The following is a 20,940-nucleotide window of genomic DNA, read 5'->3' on the forward strand; positions in this document are numbered from 1 at the left end:
GATATTAAGCCTGGTTTTGACGCCACCAATCGGCCAGCAAAATGCCGGTCGCGACCGATACGTTCAGGCTTTCTACCTTGCCGGTACCGCCGATAGACACGTTCATATCACCCTGCTGCCAGGCGCTGTCGCTCAGGCCATCACGCTCCTGCCCCAACACCAGCACCATTTTGGCCGGCAGCTTAGCCTGTGCCAATGGGGTGCCTTTATGGCTAGAAGTGGTCACGATGGCGTAACCGGCCTTGCGGAAAGTATCCAGCACCGACAGGAAGTCATCTGCGCTGATCGCCTTGATGTGTTCCGCGCCGCCTTCTGCGGTACGTACCGCCGCACCGGACTCCAGCAATGCCGGATCCTGCAACAGAACGCCATTCACGCCAAAGTGTGCGCAAGAACGGACGATAGCGCCCAGGTTGTGCGGGTTGCCCACCTCTTCCAATGCCAGCACGCAGTCTTTCGCCGGTGCTTCTTTCAGATAGGTTTGCGCATCCAGGCCCTGACGTTTTTTGATCAGGAAGCATACGCCGCCGTGGTGCTCGGTGCCGGACGCTTTGGCCAGCTCTTCTTCATCTACCACGTGGTAGGCTTTGCGGTTGGCTGCCATCCAGCGCAGCGCTTCACGAAAACGCGGCGTGACCGACTGCACGAACCAGGCGCGGACGATCGCGTCCGGACGGCTGGCAAACAGCGCCTGACAGGCGTTTTCACCGTACACGCGGGTTTCTTCCGCACGCTGGCGACGCAGTTGCTCTGGATCGATAAAGCTTTTGCCGCTGATGCCACCGTGATCGAACGCCGGTTCTTCTTCCGGACCACGAGACACGGTTTTCCATGGCGAATCATAACCGCCACGGTCTTCAGTACGCGCTGGACGGCGAGGACGATCGCTTTCACTGCGGCGGGAATCAGAGCCAGAGCCACGGCGATCGTTGTTACCGCGCGGCTTGTCCTGCCCGGTACGGCCCGAAGAGCGAGCACCGTCTGCCGGACGGCCTTTGCCGGCCGGACGCTTATTCTTGTTACGGTCGTCGCCGTTACTGTCGTCGTCACTGCGGACGTACATCACTTTAACTTTACCGTTCTTGCCACTAAATGAATCGTTCATTTTCTTCTCCACCAACGCGCAGGGCGCGAAGATTACCTGATGTTGGGGTGCTAAGCCACCTACTTGCGCTAAAAGCTAACAACTATCGTATTCATTGAACAAACCTCTTTGTTCATTGACGCGCTTTTAACGATAATAAGCAGCATTAAAGATACATCTCCGCAACCCGAATGCGGTATGTCGTGCTTTCCCAGTATCCGAGGTCATCATGAATACAGTCTGTCCCGCTTGTAATGCCACCAACCGCGTACCTGAAGATCGTGTGGCTGACGGCGCAAAATGCGGCCGTTGCGGCCATGCGCTTTTTGACGGTGAAGTGATCAATGCCACCGCCGCGACACTGGACGCGCTGCTGCAGGATGGCCTGCCGGTGGTGGTCGACTTTTGGGCACCGTGGTGTGGCCCTTGCGTCAGCTTTGCGCCGATCTTCGAAGACGTTGCCGAAGAGCGCGCCGGTAAAGTCCGCTTCGTAAAAGTGAATACCGAAGCTGAACCGGAACTGAGCGCCCGTTTCCGCATCCGCAGCATCCCGACCATTATGCTCTTCCGCGACGGAAAAATGGTCGACATGCTCAATGGCGCCATGCCGAAAACGCCGTTTGATAACTGGCTCAATGAACTAGTTTAACGCAGAAAGTCCAGGCGGTGTTGCCCATTGTGAATAACACCGCCGCATTTCAAACCGGCCCGAACGCTCCCGTCGGGCTTTTTTCTGCGTTACAATGGCGTTTTTTCCCCGGGATCTTTATGACCGACAACGCCGTACTTCGCCTGCGCCAGTTTCGCCTGGAACGATCAACCCGCCCTTTTCTGGCGCGTGGCAACCGCATTACGCGTTGTCAGGGGTGTCTGCTGCCACAAAAAAATTGCCTGTGTGACACTATCCAGCCGCAGCCGGCCGCCAGCCGTTTTTGCCTGATCATGTTTGGCGCAGAACCGCTCAAACCAAGCAATACCGGCAGATTGATCGCCGATATTCTGCCGGATACCCAGGCGTTTCTTTGGTCGCGTACCGAGGTTGACCCTGGCCTGCTGGCGGCGATTAACGATCCCGAACGTCAGCCTTACGTGGTGTTTCCCGCATCTTATGCCGCCCCTGAACGACCGGTATTCAGCGAACTGCCCGTCGGTGGCAAACCGCCGCTGTTTATTATGCTCGACGGCACCTGGACCGAGGCGAGCAAGATGTTCCGCAAAAGCCCGTACCTCAATCAGTTTCCGGTGTTTTCGCTCAATGTTACCGCCGCCTCAAATTACCAACTGCGTGAAGCCAGCCGCACCGAGCAGCACTGCACCGCGGAAGTGGCGACAGCGCTGTTGCAACAGGCCGGTGATACCGCCGCGGCCGACGGCCTGGCTGAGCATTTTCGCTACTTCCGTCAACAGTATCTGGCAGGGAAACCTACTCGCCCGGAGGCACCGGTCACAGCAAAGCCGTTGTAAAACGCCTAGAATCAAGTCGGTAACGTTGCCTATAGCCAATAGCATTCGAAAGACAGGTAGGCGGCAACTGAACGAATCCCAGGGAGCTTAGTTAACTAAGTGACCAGGGTGAGAGAGGGCAGCCAACACCCCTGTCTTTTGAAGGATAACGGATATAAAGGAGCCGTGCATGAGCCAGCGAGGGTTAGAAGCGCTTTTACGTCCTAAATCGATTGCCGTTCTCGGCGCTTCACAGCAGCCTGGCCGCGCCGGCAACCTGATGATGAGCAACCTGCTGGCCGGCGGCTTCAACGGGCCGGTCATGCCCGTCACGCCGCGTTATAAGGCGGTATGCGGAGTCATGGCCTACCCGGACGTCGCCAGCCTGCCGCTCAGCCCCGATCTGGCCATACTGTGTACCCATGCGCATCGCAATCTGGCCTTGATTGAGGATTTGGGCAAACGCGGCTGCAAAACGGCCATTGTGCTCTCCTCGCCGCCAGAACAGTTCGCCGAGCTGAAAACCTGCGCGCAGCGTTATTCGATGCGCCTGCTGGGGCCGAACAGCCTGGGCCTGCTGGCCCCCTGGCAAGGCATCAACGCCAGTTTCTCGCCGGTACCGATCCTGAAGGGCAAGCTGGCGTTTATTTCCCAGTCCGCCGCGGTGGCCAATACCATTCTCGACTGGGCACAGCAACGCGAAGTCGGCTTTTCCTATTTTATCGCGCTGGGCGACAGCCTGGATATTGACGTCGACGACCTGCTGGATTTTCTGGCACGCGACAGTAAAACCAGCGCCATCCTGCTGTATCTGGAAAACATCAGCGATGCGCGCCGCTTTTTATCTGCCTCGCGCAGTGCTTCGCGCAACAAACCCATTCTGGTGGTCAAAAGCGGACGCAGTCAGCAGGCCCAGCTGTTGCTAAACAGTCAGCAGGGGCTAGATGCCGCTTACGATGCCGCAATCCAACGCGCCGGTTTACTGCGCGTACAGGATACCCACGAGCTGTTCTCGGCAGTGGAAACGCTGAGCCATATGCATCCGTTGCGCGGAGAGCGGTTGATGATCGTCAGCAACGGTGCGGCACCGGCGGCAATGGCGTTGGACGAACTGCTGGGGCGCAACGGCAAGCTGGCGCCGCTGGGAGACGAGATCCTGGCGCAGTTGGGTGACGCCTTGCCCGACTTTATACGCGCCGGCAACCCGATTGACCTGCGAGACGATGCAACACCGCAGCGCTATCTGGCGGCGGTCAAGACCCTGCTCGACAGCCACGACTACGACGCTTTATTGCTGATCCACGCTCCTAGCGCGGCAGCCCCAGGCACCCTGACCGCCGAACGTATTATCGAGGCCGTGCGTCAGCACCCGCGTGGCAAACGCGTGACTTTGCTGACCAACTGGTGCGGCGAGTACTCTTCGCAAGAAGCCCGCCGGTTATTTACCGAAGCCGGTATTCCCACCTACCGAACGCCGGAAGGTGCAGTAACCGCATTTATGCATATGGTGGAATATCGCCGTAATCAGAAACAGCTTAAAGAAACCCCGGCGCTTCCGGTCGGTCTGACGGCCAACACCGCCGACGCTCACCGATTGATTCAGCAGGCGCTGGCGGAAGGCGCAACGCAGCTCGATACCCACGAGGTACAGTCGATTCTAAAGGCCTATGACCTGACGACGCTGCCTACCTGGATTGCCGAAGACAGCGCCGAAGCCGTGCATATTGCCGAGCAAATTGGCTATCCGGTGGCCCTGAAGCTGCGCTCCCCCGATATTCCGCACAAGTCTGAAGTTCAGGGCGTAATGCTCTATTTGCGCACCGCTACCGAGGTACAACGCGCCGCTGAGGCAATTCTCGACCGCGTTAAACGTACCTATCCACAAGCGCGCATTCACGGCCTGCTGGTTCAGAGCATGGCCAACCGCGCCGGAGCGCAGGAGCTTCGTATCGCGGTGGAGCAAGATGCCATTTTCGGCCCGCTGATCATGCTGGGTGAAGGCGGTATCGAATGGCGCCAGGAAAATCAGGTCGCCGTAGCGCTGCCGCCGCTGAATATGGCGCTGGCGCGTTATCTGGTATTGCAGGCGGTGAAAGGCGGAAAAATTCGCGGCCGCAGCGCTTTACGACCGCTGGATATCCCTGGACTGAGCCGCTTGCTGGTGCAGGTGTCCAATCTGATCCTCGACTGCCCGGAAATTACCCGTCTGGATATCCACCCGGTTCTGGCCTCTGGCAGCGAATTCACCCTGCTCGACGTTTCAATGCAGCTTGCTCCGTTCGAAGGTGATCCGCAGGCACGGCTGGCGATCCGTCCTTACCCTCATGAGCTGGAAGAAACCATCGGATTGAAAGACGGATCGCAATGCCTGTTCAGGCCAATCCTGCCGGAAGATGAACCCGCACTGAAACACTTTATCGATCGCGTGACCAAGGAAGATCTCTACTATCGCTACTTCAGTGAGATCAACGAGTTTACCCATGACGATTTGGCTAACATGACGCAGATCGACTACGATCGGGAGATGGCTTTTGTCGCGGTGCGGGATGACCAAATCATTGGCGTAACACGTGCCCTCTCCGACCCGGATAATACCGACGCGGAATTTGCCGTGCTGGTGCGTTCAGATTTGAAAGGGCTCGGTTTGGGGCGCCAACTGTTGGAAAAAATGATTGCCTATGCCCGCGCCCACGGGTTGGCCCGCCTGACCGGCATCACCATGCCTAATAACCGCGGAATGATAACGCTGGCGCAACGGCTGGGCTTTGGCATCGATGTGCAGCTTGAGGACGGTATCGTCAATTTGACCCTGCCGCTGCAGGCGGAAGAAGCGCAGTGACCTGTGTCGCAATGCGCTACGAATCCACCACTTAACGCCAAAACATACGCACAATCGGGACAACTAGTGGTATTATCGCCCGATTATTCGATTTACTGTTTTCCCATATTTGGCGTTCCGGCCATCTAATCATGAGAGAAGAAGCGCACTGTGATGTTGTCAAAATTTAAACGTAGCAAACATCAACAACACCTTGCACAACTGCCCAAACTCCCCCAGACGGTAGCTGATGTACGTACTTTGTACACACCGTCTGATTACCGTGCCACGCTGCTGGAATTGATCGCTAACGCCACCCAACGCATTTATCTGGTCGCTCTGTATCTGGAGCATGACGACGCCGGACGCGATATTCTCAACGCGCTTTATCAAGCCAAGCAGCGGTGCCCGGCGCTGGAGATTTGCATTCTGGTCGACTGGCATCGTGCCCAGCGTGGGCGCATCGGCGCCGCGGCCGCCAATACCAACGCCGATTGGTATTGCTCAATGGCAGACCAGCACCCAGAGCTTGCCGTGCCAATCTACGGCGTGCCGGTGAATACCCGCGAAGCCCTGGGCGTGTTGCACCTGAAAGGTTTTGTGATCGACGATACCGTGGTTTACAGCGGTGCCAGCATCAATGACGTTTACCTGCATCAGCATGAGAAATACCGCTACGATCGTTACCAGTTGATCACCAATGGCGAATTGGCCAATACCATGATCGATTACATCAAGCAGCACCTGCTGACCGCCGGTGCCGTGCAACGTTTGGATCGTGACGATCGTCCCAAGAGCCCGGAGATCAAAAACGAAACTCGCTTATTTCGTTTCGGTCTGCGCCGAGCCGGTTATCAGTTTCGCAACCAGGCAGGCAACGATGAGCTGGCGGTAACGCCGCTGGTTGGGCTGGGTAAGCAAAGCGTGTTGAATAAAACCATTCACCATCTGATGTCCTGTGCCGATCAGAAACTGACGCTGTGCACCCCTTACTTCAACCTGCCGGCCCTGCTGGTGCGCAATATCATCTATCTGCTGCGCCAAGGCAAACAGGTGGAAATTATTGTGGGCGACAAAACCGCCAATGATTTCTATATTCCGGAAGATCAGCCGTTCAAAATTATCGGCGCCCTGCCTTATCTGTACGAAATCAACCTGCGACGCTTTCTCAGCCGCCTGCAGCGCTATGTCGATACCGGCCAGTTGATTGTTCGCCTGTGGAAAGACGGCGATAACAGCTACCACCTGAAAGGCATGTGGGTGGATGACGAATGGCAGTTGATTACCGGTAATAACCTTAATCCGCGCGCCTGGCGACTGGATCTGGAAAATGCCATTCTGATCCACGATCCCAAGCAGGAGATGCGTGAGCAACGGCATAAAGAGCTGGAGTGCATCCGCACTCACACCACCGTCGTGGGGAACTACCTAGAACTGCAAAGCATCCAGCAGTACCCGATCAAAGTGCGCAAGTTGATCCGCCGCCTGCGCCGTATCCGTATTGACCGGTTGATTAGCCGTATACTGTAATCCCGCTATAATTTAGCTATCGCAGACCCCGGCCTATGCCGGGGTTTTTATGTGTCATGACAACAGGATGTTTTCATTATGCGCCCACTCCGCTGCCTGGCCGTGCTCCCCTTTCTATTGCTCACCAGCGGCTGTACCCACCTGGCAAATGACAGCTGGACCGGGAAAGACAAGGCACAACACTTTGTCGCCTCTGCGGCTTTCGCTGCCGCCGGTGCGGCTTATGGCGATCATCAAAACTGGAATGAGGCACGCAGCCGCAGCTTTGGCCTGATGTTTTCAATCGGGCTCGGCGCCGCCAAAGAACTGTATGACAGTCGCGAAGGCGGCACCGGCTGGAGTTGGAAAGATTTTGCCTGGGATGTCGCGGGAGCAGCGACCGGCTATAGCCTTTACCACGCAACCCGCTGATTCACAGCTGGATCTCTTTCCCTTTGCGGTGCAAGCGAAGAGAAACGATCAGCGCCAGCAGACACATGCCGGAAACATACCAGAAGAAGGCATTCTCGAAGCCAAACGACTTCAGCGACAGTGCAACATATTCCGCCGAGCCGCCAAACATCGCATTAGCCACCGCATAAGACAGACCAACGCCTAACGCGCGCACCTCCGGCGGGAACATTTCAGCCTTCAGCAGCCCGCTGATCGAGGTATAGAAACTGACGATAAATAACGCCAGCACAATCAGACCGAAGGCCGCATAAGGGTTGCTGACATTTTTCAGCGTCAGCAAGATAGGTACGGTCAGCAAGGTCGCCAACGAGGCAAAAATCAGCATTGAACTGCGGCGACCGATCTTGTCTGACAATGCCCCGACCAAGGGCTGCAGCAGCATGTAGATAAAGAGTGCAGCGGTCATAATGCCGCTGGCCAGCTTGGCGTCCATCCCGGAAGTATTGACCAAGTACTTTTGCATATAGGTCGTGAAAGTATAAAAACTCAGCGAACCACCGGCGGTAAAGCCCAACACCATCAGGAAGGCTTTACGATTTTTCCACAGCCCCTTCAGTGAACCCGCATCTTTATGGTTACGGGTTTTGGCATCGGAGGTTTCATTCAGCGACCGACGCAGATATAACGCCACTACCGCCAATACCGCGCCAATCGCAAAGGGAATACGCCAGCCCCAAGCTTTTAATTCCTCAGCAGAGAGGATCTGCTGCAGAGCCACCAGAACCAGCAACGCCAGCAATTGGCCGCCAATCAGCGTGACGTACTGGAAAGAAGCATAGAAACCACGTCGCCCTTTTATTGCCACCTCGCTCATATAGGTGGCGCTGGTACCGTACTCACCGCCGACCGACAGGCCCTGGAACAGACGCGCAACCAACAGTAGCACCGGAGCCCAACTGCCGATCGACTCATAGGTCGGTAAACAGGCGATCACCAGCGATCCTGCACACATCATGCAAACAGAGATCAGCATCGAGTTTTTGCGACCATGCTTATCGGCAATATAACCGAACAACCAGCCGCCGATCGGACGCATGAAGAAACCGGCGGCGAACACGCCGGCAGTTTGTAGCAATTGGGTGGTGCTGTTACCGGCGGGGAAAAATGAAGCGGCAAAGTAGATAGAACAGAAGGAATAGACGTAAAAATCAAACCACTCCACCAGGTTACCCGATGAAGCGCCAACAATAGCGAAAATGCGTTTCTTTTTGTCCTGCACTGCCGGATCGACGGTATTTCCATCCTCAATGGCCGAGGTTGTTTCTGTCATTTTCTATTCTCCGAGCCAGATAAACCGTGAAGTCGGCGTCCTGCCGTTTAAATGTAACTCAATTGTTAATATTGAGTTAACAATTAAAACAAATAGCGGGCGAAGAATATAGCGTGATTTTTGTGATGCGCATTGAAGACTGGCGTGAAAATTGGGCGAAATAACAGCAAATATTTATATAGCGGACATAGCAAAAAGGCCATCCTTGCGGATGGCCTCTTGGCTTAATTGATGCCTGGCAGTGTCCTACTCTCGCATGGGGAGACCCCACACTACCATCGGCGCTACGGCGTTTCACTTCTGAGTTCGGCATGGGGTCAGGTGGGACCACCGCGCTATTGCCGCCAGGCAAATTCTGTTTCATTCCAACCGCCACTCTCGTAGCCATTGAAACCAATCTCGGAACTCGCTGAAAATCTCTACAATCTCTCTAAAACACCTTTGGTGTTGTAAGGTTAAGCCTCACGGATCATTAGTACTGGTTAGCTCAATGCATCGCTGCACTTACACACCCAGCCTATCAACGTCTTAGTCTTAAACGTTCCTTCAGGGACCTTAAAGGCCCAGGGAAGACTCATCTCGAGGCAAGTTTCGCGCTTAGATGCTTTCAGCGCTTATCTTTTCCGCACTTAGCTACCGGGCAGTGCCATTGGCATGACAACCCGAACACCAGTGGTGCGTTCACTCCGGTCCTCTCGTACTAGGAGCAACCCCTCTCAATCTTCCAACGCCCACGGCAGATAGGGACCGAACTGTCTCACGACGTTCTAAACCCAGCTCGCGTACCACTTTAAATGGCGAACAGCCATACCCTTGGGACCTACTTCAGCCCCAGGATGTGATGAGCCGACATCGAGGTGCCAAACACCGCCGTCGATATGAACTCTTGGGCGGTATCAGCCTGTTATCCCCGGAGTACCTTTTATCCGTTGAGCGATGGCCCTTCCATTCAGAACCACCGGATCACTAAGACCTACTTTCGTACCTGCTCGAGCCGTCACTCTCGCAGTCAAGCTAGCTTATGCCTTTGCACTAACCTCACGATGTCCGACCGTGATTAGCTAACCTTCGTGCTCCTCCGTTACTCTTTGGGAGGAGACCGCCCCAGTCAAACTACCCACCAGACACTGTCCTCACCCCAGATTATGGGGCCGAGTTAGAACATCAAACATTAAAGGGTGGTATTTCAAGGTTGGCTCCACGCAGACTGGCGTCCACGCTTCAAAGCCTCCCACCTATCCTACACATCAAGGCTCAATGTTCAGTGTCAAGCTATAGTAAAGGTTCACGGGGTCTTTCCGTCTTGCCGCGGGTACACTGCATCTTCACAGCGAGTTCAATTTCACTGAGTCTCGGGTGGAGACAGCCTGGCCATCATTACGCCATTCGTGCAGGTCGGAACTTACCCGACAAGGAATTTCGCTACCTTAGGACCGTTATAGTTACGGCCGCCGTTTACTGGGGCTTCGATCAAGAGCTTCGCCTTGCGGCTGACCCCATCAATTAACCTTCCAGCACCGGGCAGGCGTCACACCGTATACGTCCACTTTCGTGTTTGCACAGTGCTGTGTTTTTATTAAACAGTTGCAGCCAGCTGGTATCTGCGACTGGCTTCAGCTCCGAGAGCAAGTCTCTTCACCTACGCGCCAGCGTGCCTTCTCCCGAAGTTACGGCACCATTTTGCCTAGTTCCTTCACCCGAGTTCTCTCAAGCGCCTTGGTATTCTCTACCTGACCACCTGTGTCGGTTTGGGGTACGATTCTGTGTTACCTGATGCTTAGAGGCTTTTCCTGGAAGCTTGGCATCAACTACTTCTGCACCGTAGTGCATCGTCATCACGCCTCAGGGTTAGTAAGTAACCGGATTTACCAGGTCACTCCCCCTACACGCTTAAACCGGGACAACCGTCGCCCGGCTAGCCTAGCCTTCTCCGTCCCCCCTTCGCAGTAACACCGAGTACAGGAATATTAACCTGTTTCCCATCGACTACGCCTTTCGGCCTCGCCTTAGGGGTCGACTCACCCTGCCCCGATTAACGTTGGACAGGAACCCTTGGTCTTCCGGCGAGCGGGCTTTTCACCCGCTTTATCGTTACTTATGTCAGCATTCGCACTTCTGATACCTCCAGCAACCCTCACAGGCCACCTTCAACGGCTTACAGAACGCTCCCCTACCCAACAACGCCTAAGCGTCGCTGCCGCAGCTTCGGTGCATGGTTTAGCCCCGTTACATCTTCCGCGCAGGCCGACTCGACCAGTGAGCTATTACGCTTTCTTTAAATGATGGCTGCTTCTAAGCCAACATCCTGGCTGTCTATGCCTTCCCACATCGTTTCCCACTTAACCATGACTTTGGGACCTTAGCTGGCGGTCTGGGTTGTTTCCCTCTTCACGACGGACGTTAGCACCCGCCGTGTGTCTCCCGTGATAACATTCTTCGGTATTCGGAGTTTGCATCGGTTTGGTAAGCCGGGATGGCCCCCTAGCCGAAACAGTGCTCTACCCCCGAAGATGAGTTCACGAGGCGCTACCTAAATAGCTTTCGGGGAGAACCAGCTATCTCCCGGTTTGATTGGCCTTTCACCCCCAGCCACAAGTCATCCGCTAATTTTTCAACATTAGTCGGTTCGGTCCTCCAGTTAGTGTTACCCAACCTTCAACCTGCCCATGGCTAGATCACCGGGTTTCGGGTCTATACCTTGCAACTATTCGCCCAGTTAAGACTCGGTTTCCCTACGGCTCCCCTATACGGTTAACCTTGCTACAAAATATAAGTCGCTGACCCATTATACAAAAGGTACGCAGTCACACCACGAAGGTGCTCCCACTGCTTGTACGTACACGGTTTCAGGTTCTATTTCACTCCCCTCGCCGGGGTTCTTTTCGCCTTTCCCTCACGGTACTGGTTCACTATCGGTCAGTCAGGAGTATTTAGCCTTGGAGGATGGTCCCCCCATATTCAGACAGGATGTCACGTGTCCCGCCCTACTCATCGAACTCACAGTTAATGTATTTTAGTGTACGGGACTATCACCCTTTACTGTGCGACTTTCCAGACGCTTCCACTAACACAAGAACTGATTCAGGTTCTGGGCTCCTCCCCGTTCGCTCGCCGCTACTGGGGGAATCTCGGTTGATTTCTTTTCCTCGGGGTACTTAGATGTTTCAGTTCCCCCGGTTCGCCTCGTTAAGCTATGTATTCACTTAACGATAGTGCAACGAATTGCACTGGGTTTCCCCATTCGGGTATCGCCGGTTATTACGGTTCATATCACCTTACCGACGCTTATCGCAGATTAGCACGCCCTTCATCGCCTCTGACTGCCTAGGCATCCACCGTGTACGCTTAGTCACTTAACCTCACAACCCGAAGGTGTTTCCACTTTCGTGCTGCTACATTTGAGAGACTCTATGACAGGTTAATCCTTACCCCAATACTTCTACGGAGGGATAAGTTTCAGCTGTCATGTTTCAATTTTCAGCTTGTTCCAGATTGTTAAAGAGCAAAATACTTCGCAGCATACTGTTGCCAGTACACTCTGAAGTATTGAAATACAGGACTATATGGTGGAGCTAAGCGGGATCGAACCGCTGACCTCCTGCGTGCAAGGCAGGCGCTCTCCCAGCTGAGCTATAGCCCCATACAGTCACGTGCAGTACCTTTTCCACTTCAAGAAGTGGTAGGCCTGAGTGGACTTGAACCACCGACCTCACCCTTATCAGGGGTGCGCTCTAACCACCTGAGCTACAAGCCTATAAAGGTATTTCTGCTCGTTACTTTTTCATCAGACAATCTGTGTGAGCACTTCACGCGAATCAATATCATTAGGTAAGGAGGTGATCCAACCGCAGGTTCCCCTACGGTTACCTTGTTACGACTTCACCCCAGTCATGAATCACAAAGTGGTAAGCGCCCTCCCGAAGGTTAAGCTACCTACTTCTTTTGCAACCCACTCCCATGGTGTGACGGGCGGTGTGTACAAGGCCCGGGAACGTATTCACCGTAGCATTCTGATCTACGATTACTAGCGATTCCGACTTCACGGAGTCGAGTTGCAGACTCCGATCCGGACTACGACGTACTTTATGAGGTCCGCTTGCTCTCGCGAGTTCGCTTCTCTTTGTATACGCCATTGTAGCACGTGTGTAGCCCTACTCGTAAGGGCCATGATGACTTGACGTCATCCCCACCTTCCTCCGGTTTATCACCGGCAGTCTCCTTTGAGTTCCCGCCATTACGCGCTGGCAACAAAGGATAAGGGTTGCGCTCGTTGCGGGACTTAACCCAACATTTCACAACACGAGCTGACGACAGCCATGCAGCACCTGTCTCAGAGTTCCCGAAGGCACTAAGCTATCTCTAGCGAATTCTCTGGATGTCAAGAGTAGGTAAGGTTCTTCGCGTTGCATCGAATTAAACCACATGCTCCACCGCTTGTGCGGGCCCCCGTCAATTCATTTGAGTTTTAACCTTGCGGCCGTACTCCCCAGGCGGTCGACTTAACGCGTTAGCTCCGGAAGCCACGCCTCAAGGGCACAACCTCCAAGTCGACATCGTTTACAGCGTGGACTACCAGGGTATCTAATCCTGTTTGCTCCCCACGCTTTCGCACCTGAGCGTCAGTCTTTGTCCAGGGGGCCGCCTTCGCCACCGGTATTCCTCCAGATCTCTACGCATTTCACCGCTACACCTGGAATTCTACCCCCCTCTACAAGACTCTAGCTTGCCAGTTTCAAATGCAGTTCCCACGTTAAGCGCGGGGATTTCACATCTGACTTAACAAACCGCCTGCGTGCGCTTTACGCCCAGTAATTCCGATTAACGCTTGCACCCTCCGTATTACCGCGGCTGCTGGCACGGAGTTAGCCGGTGCTTCTTCTGCGAGTAACGTCAATGAACAGTGCTATTAACACTGAACCCTTCCTCCTCGCTGAAAGTGCTTTACAACCCGAAGGCCTTCTTCACACACGCGGCATGGCTGCATCAGGCTTGCGCCCATTGTGCAATATTCCCCACTGCTGCCTCCCGTAGGAGTCTGGACCGTGTCTCAGTTCCAGTGTGGCTGGTCATCCTCTCAGACCAGCTAGGGATCGTCGCCTAGGTGAGCCATTACCCCACCTACTAGCTAATCCCATCTGGGCACATCTGATGGCATGAGGCCCGAAGGTCCCCCACTTTGGTCCGAAGACGTTATGCGGTATTAGCTACCGTTTCCAGTAGTTATCCCCCTCCATCAGGCAGTTTCCCAGACATTACTCACCCGTCCGCCGCTCGTCACCCAGAGAGCAAGCTCTCTTGTGCTACCGCTCGACTTGCATGTGTTAGGCCTGCCGCCAGCGTTCAATCTGAGCCATGATCAAACTCTTCAATTAAAAGCTTGATTTGCTTCAACTCGTGAAGCGATGCTCGAAAATTAACTTTCGTAATAATTCAACTAAATGAATTACTGCTTGGTCACTCTTCAAGACTTGATATTTTTTTGAACCCGAAGGTTCTGGATATCGTCTTGTGGAGTGCCCACACAGATTGTCTGATAAATTGTTAAAGAGCAGTGAGTTAGCCGCCGTAGCTTGCTATCTCGAGGTGGCGTATAATACGCTTTCCTCTTTCAGAGTCAACCCCTAAATTTCAGGATTTTTTCTCTTCGAACCCCGGAGACTCTGTGAAGTTGCTCACATGTTCCGTGTCGATGGAGGCGCATTATAGGGAGCCGGTTCAGAATGACAAGGATTAATATTCACTTTTTATCTGACAGCTCACTATTCATGCATAACGTCTATTAAACCCGCTTTTTGATGGCTTCTGGCAGGTCTGCCAGGCTATTTAGCACCCAATCCGCCAGTTTCTCACCTTGTTCAGTGACCGGCTTACCGGTGCGCACCAGAACTTTAGTACCGACACCTGCCGCTATTGCCGCCTGCATATCTTCCGGTTTGTCACCCACCATATAAGAAGCGGCCATATCAATGTTCAATTCTTGCTGCGCTTGCAACAGCATGCCCGGCTCAGGTTTACGGCAGTCGCATGTCTGGCGGTACTCTTCTATTACTGCTTCAGGATGATGCGGACAGAAATAGATGCCGTCCAGGTCAACATCGCGATCGGCCAGCGACCAATCCATCCACTCCGTCAGGTACATAAATTGGTCTTCGCTGAACTTGCCACGCGCAATGCCAGACTGGTTGGTCACCAATACTAAAGCAAAGCCCATCTTTTTAAGTTCGCGACAGGCGTCGATCACGCCTTCTATAAAGTGGAAATTATCGATTTCATGGACGTAGCCATGGTCGACATTAATCGTGCCGTCACGATCGAGGAAAATTGCTGGAACGCTTTGTGTCACCGGTTTGCTCCTGAGGGCCTGAAAACCCGGACAGTATCGCATGTTTTACCCGGTACTGAGAACGGCAGAGAACAGCGTTGATCGTTGACTTAGACGTCTAGACGCCTTAACATCTGATTTATACCTTGGTCCACGCCAAGGTTTACTTTTATCTAGCCACGGGCAACCACGCTAAAATAAGAAGAATATGATTAAACTTTCTAACATCACCAAAGTGTTCCAGCAGGGTTCGCGCACCATTAGCGCGCTCTCTGACGTGACTCTTCACGTCCCTGCCGGGCAAATTTATGGCGTTATCGGTGCATCAGGCGCCGGTAAAAGTACGCTGATCCGCTGCGCCAACATGCTTGAACGCCCGACGTCCGGCCAGGTGTTGGTTGACGGACAGGATCTGACCTCGCTGTCTGAAAGCGAACTGACACGCGCCCGCCGCCAAATCGGCATGATCTTCCAACACTTCAACCTGCTTTCTTCCCGCACGGTATTTGGCAACGTTGCGCTGCCGCTGGAGCTGGACAACACCCCACGGGCTGAAATCAAAAAGCGCGTGACCGAATTGCTGGAACTGGTCGGGTTGTCGGACAAACACGACGCCTACCCGGCCAATCTGTCCGGCGGCCAGAAGCAACGCGTGGCGATTGCCCGTGCGCTGGCAAGCCAACCGAAAGTCCTGCTGTGTGACGAAGCCACCAGCGCATTGGACCCGGCCACTACCCGTTCCATTCTGGAACTGCTGAAAGACATTAATCGTCGTCTCGGCCTGACCATCCTGTTGATCACCCATGAAATGGACGTGGTGAAACGCATCTGCGATCAGGTTGCGGTCATCAGCCAGGGGCAGTTGATTGAAAAAGACAGCGTCAGCGAAGTGTTCTCTCATCCGAAAACGCCGCTGGCCCAGCAGTTTATTCAGTCTACATTGCATCTGGATATCCCCGATGATTATGCCAAGCGCCTGGCTCCGGAACGCAGCGGTGGCCGTCAGCCGCTATTGCGTTTGGAATTCACCGGCCAGTCCGTAGATGCGCCGCTGCTGTCAGAAGCGGCTCGCCGTTTCAACGTCAACAACAATATCATCAGCGCCCAGATGGATTACGCCGGCGGCGTTAAATTCGGCGTGATGCTGGCAGAGCTGCACGGCAGCGATGAAGATGCGCTGGCAACGATTAAGTTCCTGCAGGAAAATCAGGTAAAAGTAGAGGTTCTGGGTTATGTCTGAGGCAATGATTTGGCTAATGGCGCGCGGCGTGTGGGAAACCGTCATGATGACCTTTGTCTCCGGCTTCTTCGGTTTCGTACTTGGCTTGCCGGTTGGTGTGCTGTTGTATGTGACTCGCCCGGGGCAAATCGCCGCCAACAATACGCTATACAGGACGCTGTCCGGATTAGTGAACGTGTTCCGTTCCATTCCGTTCATTATCCTGCTGGTGTGGATGATTCCCTTTACGCGGATGATCGTCGGTACCTCTATCGGCCTGCAGGCGGCTATCGTACCGCTGACGGTCGGCGCAGCGCCCTTTATCGCCCGTATGGTAGAAAACGCCCTGCTGGAGATCCCTTCTGGCCTGGTGGAAGCTGCCCGCGCAATGGGCGCGACCCCGATGCAAATCATCAAAAAGGTGCTTTTGCCGGAAGCCCTACCGGGCCTGGTCAACGCTGCCACCATTACCTTGATCACCTTGGTGGGTTATTCCGCCATGGGCGGTGCGGTAGGTGCCGGCGGGCTGGGGCAGATCGGTTATCAGTACGGTTATATAGGTTATAACGCCACAGTAATGAATACCGTATTAGTATTACTGGTGGTGCTGGTCTATCTGATTCAGTTCTGCGGTGATCGGATCGTCAAAGCCGTCACCCATAAATAGTTTTTAAAGCAACTGCGCTCACACAGCGTATTTCAAATGCGAGTCTAATGAGGAAGGGATATGTCGTTAAAATTTAAATCCATCGCGGCAATCGGCGCACTGATCGGTACTCTGGCTCTGGCAGGCTGCGGTCAGGAAGAAAAAGATCCGAACCATATCAAAATCGGCGTCATTGTCGGTGCTGAGCAGCAGGTTGCTGAAATCGCGCAAAAAGTGGCGAAAGAAAAATACGGTCTGGACGTCGAACTGGTGACCTTCAACGACTACGTGCTGCCGAACGAAGCACTGAGTAAAGGCGACATCGATTTGAACGCCTTCCAGCACAAACCGTATCTGGATCAGCAGATCAAAGATCGCGGCTATAAGTTGGTACCGGTCGGCAACACCTTCGTTTACCCGATTGCCGGTTACTCCAAGAAGATCAAATCTCTGGACGAACTGAAAGACGGTTCTCAGGTTGCGCTGCCAAACGACCCAACCAATCTGGGCCGCTCTCTGCTGCTGCTGCAGAAGGTTAACCTGATCAAACTGAAAGACGGTGTTGGCCTGCTGCCGACCGTGCTGGACGTGACTGAAAACCCGAAAAACCTGAAGCTAGTCGAGCTGGAAGCGCCGCAACTGCCACGCTCTCTGGACGATCAGCAAATCGCGCTGGCGGTGATCAACACCACTTACGCCAGCCAGATTGGCCTGACACCGGCAAAAGACGGTCTGTTTGTTGAAGATAAAGATTCACCTTACGTGAACCTGCTGGTTGCCCGCGAAGACAATAAAGACGCGGAAAACGTGAAGAAATTCGTTCAGGCCTATCAGTCTGACGAAGTGAACGAAGCAGCCAACAAAATCTTTAACGGTGGTGCAGTTAAAGGCTGGTAATCATTAATTACCGAATTTATTCCTATAATTGCAAGGCGGGCTCCGGCCCGTCAGACACTGTTAATAAAATCCTTTGCGACTAATGCAACCATTTAGTACTAATAAAAACAAAGGATTATATTCTCTGCATTACCCCAAACACCCGAAAACCACGTTTTTCGGGTGTTTGTCAGAAATCTAGACGGGCTCCGGCCCGTCTTGTTATTTCCACCATAGATTGCTTCAATAGCGCCACTCACATATTCCATCAAGGCAGAGGAATCTCAATGCGTGCTTTACCTCTCTGTTTGTTAGCGCTCGCGCTTGCAGGGTGTTCGTCGCAGCGTTTCGCGCCACCTTCAACAAGCAGCACCAGCAAACCGGTCTCGACCACACCAGCAAAAACCACGCCAGCAGCACGTCCGGCACCGGTTAAACTGTACAAAAGTGCAGAAGAATTAGTAGGTAAGCCATTCCGCGATCTGGGTGAAGTCTCCGGCGAATCTTGCCAGACGACAGTACAGGATTCCCCACCCAATCTGGCCACCGCCCGTAAGCGTATGCAAATTCGCGCGTCCTACATGAAGGCCAATGCCGTGCTGCTGCATGACTGCCAGATTGTCAGCGGCGTTGCCGGCTGTTACCAACAGGCCATTTGCCAGGGCTCTGCGCTTAACGTTTCGTCCAAATGACCGAGTTTGTTTTCAATCAGATCGGCACTATTCGTTCACCGTATAAAGAAAAATTCGCCGTACCCCGCCAGCCGGGGTTAGTCGAAGACGGTGGCGGCGAACTGGTGCTGCTGCCTCCTTATAACCAGCCGGAAGCAATACGCGGCCTTAGCGACTTCAGCCATCTTTGGGTAATGTTCATTTTCCATCAAACCCTGGAAGGTGGCTGGCGGCCAACCGTTCGCCCTCCTCGTCTGGGCGGTAATGCCCGTATGGGCGTCTTCGCAACCCGCTCGACCTTTCGCCCCAACCCGTTAGGCATGTCGCTGATCGAATTAAAAGGCGTGCGCATTCAAGGCGCTGAGGTAGTACTGGAATTAGGCAGCCTGGATCTGGTTGACGGCACGCCGGTGGTAGATATCAAACCTTACCTGCCGTTTGCCGAAAGCCAGCCGCAGGCACGCGCCGGATTTGCCCAAGCCGCACCAGCCGGCGATATGCCGGTGAGCTTTACGGCCGAGGCGGAACAGCAGTTGCTGCAACATCAGCAGCGTTATCCGCAGCTTCGTCGGTTTATCACTCAGGTGCTGGCTCAGGATCCGCGTCCGGCTTACCGCAAGGGGCAACAGGCGGAACGGGATTATGCCGTCTGGCTGCTGGATTTCAACGTGCGCTGGCGGGTGGTGGATCAGCAAACCGAGGTGTTGTCACTCGACCTGCGTTAAAATTCCACCGTCTCTCTTTTGACAACCTGCTCGCACTGGTAAACTAAATCACTTTCGAAAATTTTGGCTGCCCTACTACTGGCAGCCGGTTGCAATTTGCAGTTCTAACGGAACCAAAACACCATGCGTACTAGCCAATATCTGCTCTCCACTCTGAAGGAGACACCTGCCGATGCCGAAGTGATCAGCCACCAGCTGATGCTGCGCGCCGGGATGATTCGCAAGCTTGCCTCCGGTCTTTATACCTGGTTGCCTACCGGCCTGCGCGTTCTGAAAAAGGTTGAAAACATCGTTCGCGAAGAAATGAACAATGCTAACGCGATCGAAGTTTGCATGCCGGTAGTACAGCCTGCCGATCTGTGGCAGGAAAGCGGCCGTTGGGAGCAATACGGTCCTGAACTGCTGCGCTTTGTTGATCGCGGCGATCGCCCATTCGTACTGGGTCCAACGCACGAAGAAGTGATCACCGATCTGATCCGCAACGAGATCAGCTCTTACAAGCAACTTCCGCTGAACTTCTTCCAGATTCAGACCAAGTTCCGCGATGAAGTCCGCCCTCGTTTCGGCGTGATGCGTTCGCGTGAATTCCTGATGAAGGACGCGTACTCGTTCCATACCTCGCAGGAATCTCTGCAGGCGACTTACGATGCGATGTACGAAGCCTACAGCAAAATCTTCAGCCGCATGGGCCTGGACTTCCGTGCGGTGGATGCCGATACCGGCTCTATCGGCGGTAGCGCCTCACACGAGTTCCAGGTACTGGCCGACAGCGGTGAAGACGATATCGTGTTTTCCACCGGTTCCGACTTTGCTGCCAATATCGAACTGGCAGAAGCGGTTGCCCCGGCTCAGCCACGTGCCGCAGCCAGCGAAGAACTGCGCATTATAGATACGCCGAATGCCAAGACCATCGCCGAGCTGGTAGAGCAATTCCAACTGCCTATCGAGAAAACGGTCAAAACGCTGCTGGTTCGCGCTAAAGAAGAAAGCGGCCACAAGCTGGTTGCTCTGCTGGTGCGTGGCGATCACGAACTGAATGAAGTGAAAGCCGAGAAGCTGCCACAGGTTGCCGTTCCACTGACCTTCGCCACCGAAGAAGAGATCCGCGCCATCGTTGGTGCAGGCCCGGGTTCACTCGGCCCGGTCAATCTGCAGGTTCCGGTCGTAGCTGACCGCAGCGTCGCGGCGATGAGCGATTTTGGCGCCGGTGCCAACATTGACGGTAAACACTACTTCGGTATCAACTGGGAGCGTGATTTGCCGCTGCCACAGCAGGTTGCTGATATCCGTAACGTGGTCGATGGCGATACCAGCCCAGACGGTAAAGGGACATTGCTGATCAAACGCGGTATCGAAGTCGGCCATATCTTCCAACTCGGCACCAAGTACTCTGAAGCAATGAAGGCGACGGTTCAGGGCGAAGACGGCCGTAATCAGGTCCTGACCATGGGCTGCTACGGTATTGGGGTCACTCGCGTGGTGGCTGCAGCTATCGAACAGAATCATGACGATCGCGGCATCATCTGGCCAGATGCTATCGCCCCGTTCCAGGTCGCCATTCTGCCAATGAATATGCACAAGTCCTTCCGCGTGCAGGCGCTGGCGGAAGAGCTGTACAACACCCTGCGTTCCCATGGCATCGACGTGATCCTCGATGACCGTAAAGAACGTCCAGGCGTGATGTTCGCGGATATGGAACTGATTGGCGTGCCGCACTCTATCGTTATCGGCGACCGTAACCTCGACAGCGAAGAGATTGAGTACAAAAACCGCCGTGTCGGCGAGAAGCAAATGATCAAAACCGGCGAAATCGTTGATTTCCTGCTGGGGCAGATCAAACGCTGATCCGCAGAGACAGAAAGCAAAAACCCGCCTAGGCGGGT

At 54.2% G+C, this 20,940-nt stretch carries 14 protein-coding genes, 2 tRNA genes and 3 rRNA genes; 11 read left to right on the forward strand and 8 right to left on the reverse strand.

Translation table 11 applies throughout. From position 1 onward, the window contains the following. Nucleotides 1–4: 4 nt before the first annotated feature. Nucleotides 5–1,105, reverse strand: a complete 1,101-nt coding sequence (locus M495_RS19115) for a tRNA/rRNA methyltransferase (RefSeq protein ID WP_020828322.1) — start codon at nucleotides 1,103–1,105, stop codon at nucleotides 5–7. 208 nt (nucleotides 1,106–1,313) lie between these two features. Between M495_RS19115 and trxC the strand changes: the two genes are divergently transcribed. From trxC to M495_RS19140, 5 genes are all read left to right on the forward strand, one after another. Beyond that, on the forward strand, nucleotides 1,314–1,733 hold the full coding sequence (gene trxC / locus M495_RS19120) for a thioredoxin TrxC (RefSeq protein WP_041414882.1): 420 nt from the start codon (nucleotides 1,314–1,316) through the stop codon (nucleotides 1,731–1,733). Nucleotides 1,734–1,852: 119 nt separating this feature from the next. Continuing rightward, a complete protein-coding gene (locus tag M495_RS19125) occupies nucleotides 1,853–2,548 on the forward strand; it encodes a tRNA-uridine aminocarboxypropyltransferase (RefSeq protein ID WP_041415643.1) in 696 nt (231 codons plus the stop codon). Between the two features lie 169 nt (nucleotides 2,549–2,717). After that, on the forward strand, nucleotides 2,718–5,366 hold the full coding sequence (locus M495_RS19130; protein WP_020828325.1) for a bifunctional acetate--CoA ligase family protein/GNAT family N-acetyltransferase: 2,649 nt from the start codon (nucleotides 2,718–2,720) through the stop codon (nucleotides 5,364–5,366). Between the two features lie 153 nt (nucleotides 5,367–5,519). Beyond that, nucleotides 5,520–6,875, forward strand: coding sequence for a CDP-diacylglycerol--serine O-phosphatidyltransferase (pssA, locus tag M495_RS19135; RefSeq protein WP_020828326.1), 1,356 nt, complete (start codon nucleotides 5,520–5,522; stop codon nucleotides 6,873–6,875). A 78-nt stretch (nucleotides 6,876–6,953) separates the two neighbouring features. Beyond that, entirely contained in the window at nucleotides 6,954–7,286 is a 333-nt protein-coding gene (locus M495_RS19140; protein ID WP_020828327.1) for a YfiM family lipoprotein, read from the forward strand. Nucleotide 7,287: 1 nt separating this feature from the next. Here the strand turns inward: M495_RS19140 and M495_RS19145 are convergent, their stop codons facing one another. The 7 genes from M495_RS19145 to gmhB form a co-directional block, all read right to left on the reverse strand. Then, nucleotides 7,288–8,598 (reverse strand): MFS family transporter, encoded by a 1,311-nt coding sequence (locus M495_RS19145; RefSeq protein WP_020828328.1) that lies wholly within the window; start codon nucleotides 8,596–8,598, stop codon nucleotides 7,288–7,290. 233 nt (nucleotides 8,599–8,831) lie between these two features. Continuing rightward, nucleotides 8,832–8,947, reverse strand: a 5S ribosomal RNA gene (rrf, locus tag M495_RS19150). 102 nt (nucleotides 8,948–9,049) lie between these two features. Further along, nucleotides 9,050–11,957: ribosomal RNA gene (locus M495_RS19155) — 23S ribosomal RNA — on the reverse strand. 205 nt (nucleotides 11,958–12,162) lie between these two features. Continuing rightward, nucleotides 12,163–12,238: transfer RNA gene (locus M495_RS19160), tRNA-Ala, on the reverse strand. Nucleotides 12,239–12,275: 37 nt separating this feature from the next. Next, nucleotides 12,276–12,352: transfer RNA gene (locus tag M495_RS19165), tRNA-Ile, on the reverse strand. A gap of 75 nt (nucleotides 12,353–12,427) precedes the next feature. Next, nucleotides 12,428–13,970 (reverse strand): 16S ribosomal RNA (locus tag M495_RS19170). Together the 16S, 23S and 5S rRNA genes with 2 tRNA genes alongside form the textbook arrangement of a ribosomal RNA operon. Before the next feature lie 407 nt (nucleotides 13,971–14,377). Beyond that, nucleotides 14,378–14,941: a D-glycero-beta-D-manno-heptose 1,7-bisphosphate 7-phosphatase gene (gmhB, locus tag M495_RS19175; protein ID WP_020828329.1), complete on the reverse strand. Its 564-nt coding sequence runs from the start codon at nucleotides 14,939–14,941 to the stop codon at nucleotides 14,378–14,380. 187 nt (nucleotides 14,942–15,128) lie between these two features. Between gmhB and metN the strand changes: the two genes are divergently transcribed. From metN to proS, 6 genes are all read left to right on the forward strand, one after another. Next, nucleotides 15,129–16,160: a methionine ABC transporter ATP-binding protein MetN gene (metN, locus tag M495_RS19180; protein WP_020828330.1), complete on the forward strand. Its 1,032-nt coding sequence runs from the start codon at nucleotides 15,129–15,131 to the stop codon at nucleotides 16,158–16,160. Continuing rightward, nucleotides 16,153–16,806 carry a methionine ABC transporter permease MetI gene (locus tag M495_RS19185; protein WP_020828331.1) on the forward strand — a complete coding sequence of 218 codons (654 nt, stop codon included), beginning with the start codon at nucleotides 16,153–16,155 and terminating at the stop codon, nucleotides 16,804–16,806. The genes metN and M495_RS19185 overlap by 8 nt, the downstream gene beginning before the upstream one ends. Nucleotides 16,807–16,866: 60 nt before the next feature. Then, the gene (locus M495_RS19190) at nucleotides 16,867–17,682 is read left to right on the forward strand and encodes a MetQ/NlpA family lipoprotein (RefSeq protein WP_020828332.1); all 816 of its coding nucleotides are present in this window, start codon (nucleotides 16,867–16,869) and stop codon (nucleotides 17,680–17,682) included. Nucleotides 17,683–17,948: 266 nt separating this feature from the next. Beyond that, nucleotides 17,949–18,353, forward strand: coding sequence for an Rcs stress response system protein RcsF (gene rcsF, locus M495_RS19195; protein ID WP_020828333.1), 405 nt, complete (start codon nucleotides 17,949–17,951; stop codon nucleotides 18,351–18,353). Beyond that, on the forward strand, nucleotides 18,350–19,057 hold the full coding sequence (gene tsaA, locus M495_RS19200) for a tRNA (N6-threonylcarbamoyladenosine(37)-N6)-methyltransferase TrmO (RefSeq protein WP_020828334.1): 708 nt from the start codon (nucleotides 18,350–18,352) through the stop codon (nucleotides 19,055–19,057). Before rcsF ends, tsaA begins: the two co-directional genes overlap by 4 nt. Nucleotides 19,058–19,180: 123 nt before the next feature. Further along, nucleotides 19,181–20,902, forward strand: a complete 1,722-nt coding sequence (proS, locus tag M495_RS19205; protein ID WP_020828335.1) for a proline--tRNA ligase — start codon at nucleotides 19,181–19,183, stop codon at nucleotides 20,900–20,902. The last annotated feature ends 38 nt before the right edge of the window (nucleotides 20,903–20,940 follow it).

This window comes from Serratia liquefaciens ATCC 27592, from assembly GCF_000422085.1.
Taxonomy (GTDB): domain Bacteria; phylum Pseudomonadota; class Gammaproteobacteria; order Enterobacterales; family Enterobacteriaceae; genus Serratia; species Serratia liquefaciens.

Coding starts and splice junctions, on each gene's coding strand:
- M495_RS19115 (WP_020828322.1), bottom strand. CDS start 1,105: ATGAACGATTCATTTAGTGGCAAGAACGGTAAAGTTAAAGTGATGTAC.
- trxC (WP_041414882.1), top strand. CDS start 1,314: ATGAATACAGTCTGTCCCGCTTGTAATGCCACCAACCGCGTACCTGAA.
- M495_RS19125 (WP_041415643.1), top strand. CDS start 1,853: ATGACCGACAACGCCGTACTTCGCCTGCGCCAGTTTCGCCTGGAACGA.
- M495_RS19130 (WP_020828325.1), top strand. CDS start 2,718: ATGAGCCAGCGAGGGTTAGAAGCGCTTTTACGTCCTAAATCGATTGCC.
- pssA (WP_020828326.1), top strand. CDS start 5,520: ATGTTGTCAAAATTTAAACGTAGCAAACATCAACAACACCTTGCACAA.
- M495_RS19140 (WP_020828327.1), top strand. CDS start 6,954: ATGCGCCCACTCCGCTGCCTGGCCGTGCTCCCCTTTCTATTGCTCACC.
- M495_RS19145 (WP_020828328.1), bottom strand. CDS start 8,598: ATGACAGAAACAACCTCGGCCATTGAGGATGGAAATACCGTCGATCCG.
- metN (WP_020828330.1), top strand. CDS start 15,129: ATGATTAAACTTTCTAACATCACCAAAGTGTTCCAGCAGGGTTCGCGC.
- M495_RS19185 (WP_020828331.1), top strand. CDS start 16,153: ATGTCTGAGGCAATGATTTGGCTAATGGCGCGCGGCGTGTGGGAAACC.
- M495_RS19190 (WP_020828332.1), top strand. CDS start 16,867: ATGTCGTTAAAATTTAAATCCATCGCGGCAATCGGCGCACTGATCGGT.
- rcsF (WP_020828333.1), top strand. CDS start 17,949: ATGCGTGCTTTACCTCTCTGTTTGTTAGCGCTCGCGCTTGCAGGGTGT.
- tsaA (WP_020828334.1), top strand. CDS start 18,350: ATGACCGAGTTTGTTTTCAATCAGATCGGCACTATTCGTTCACCGTAT.
- proS (WP_020828335.1), top strand. CDS start 19,181: ATGCGTACTAGCCAATATCTGCTCTCCACTCTGAAGGAGACACCTGCC.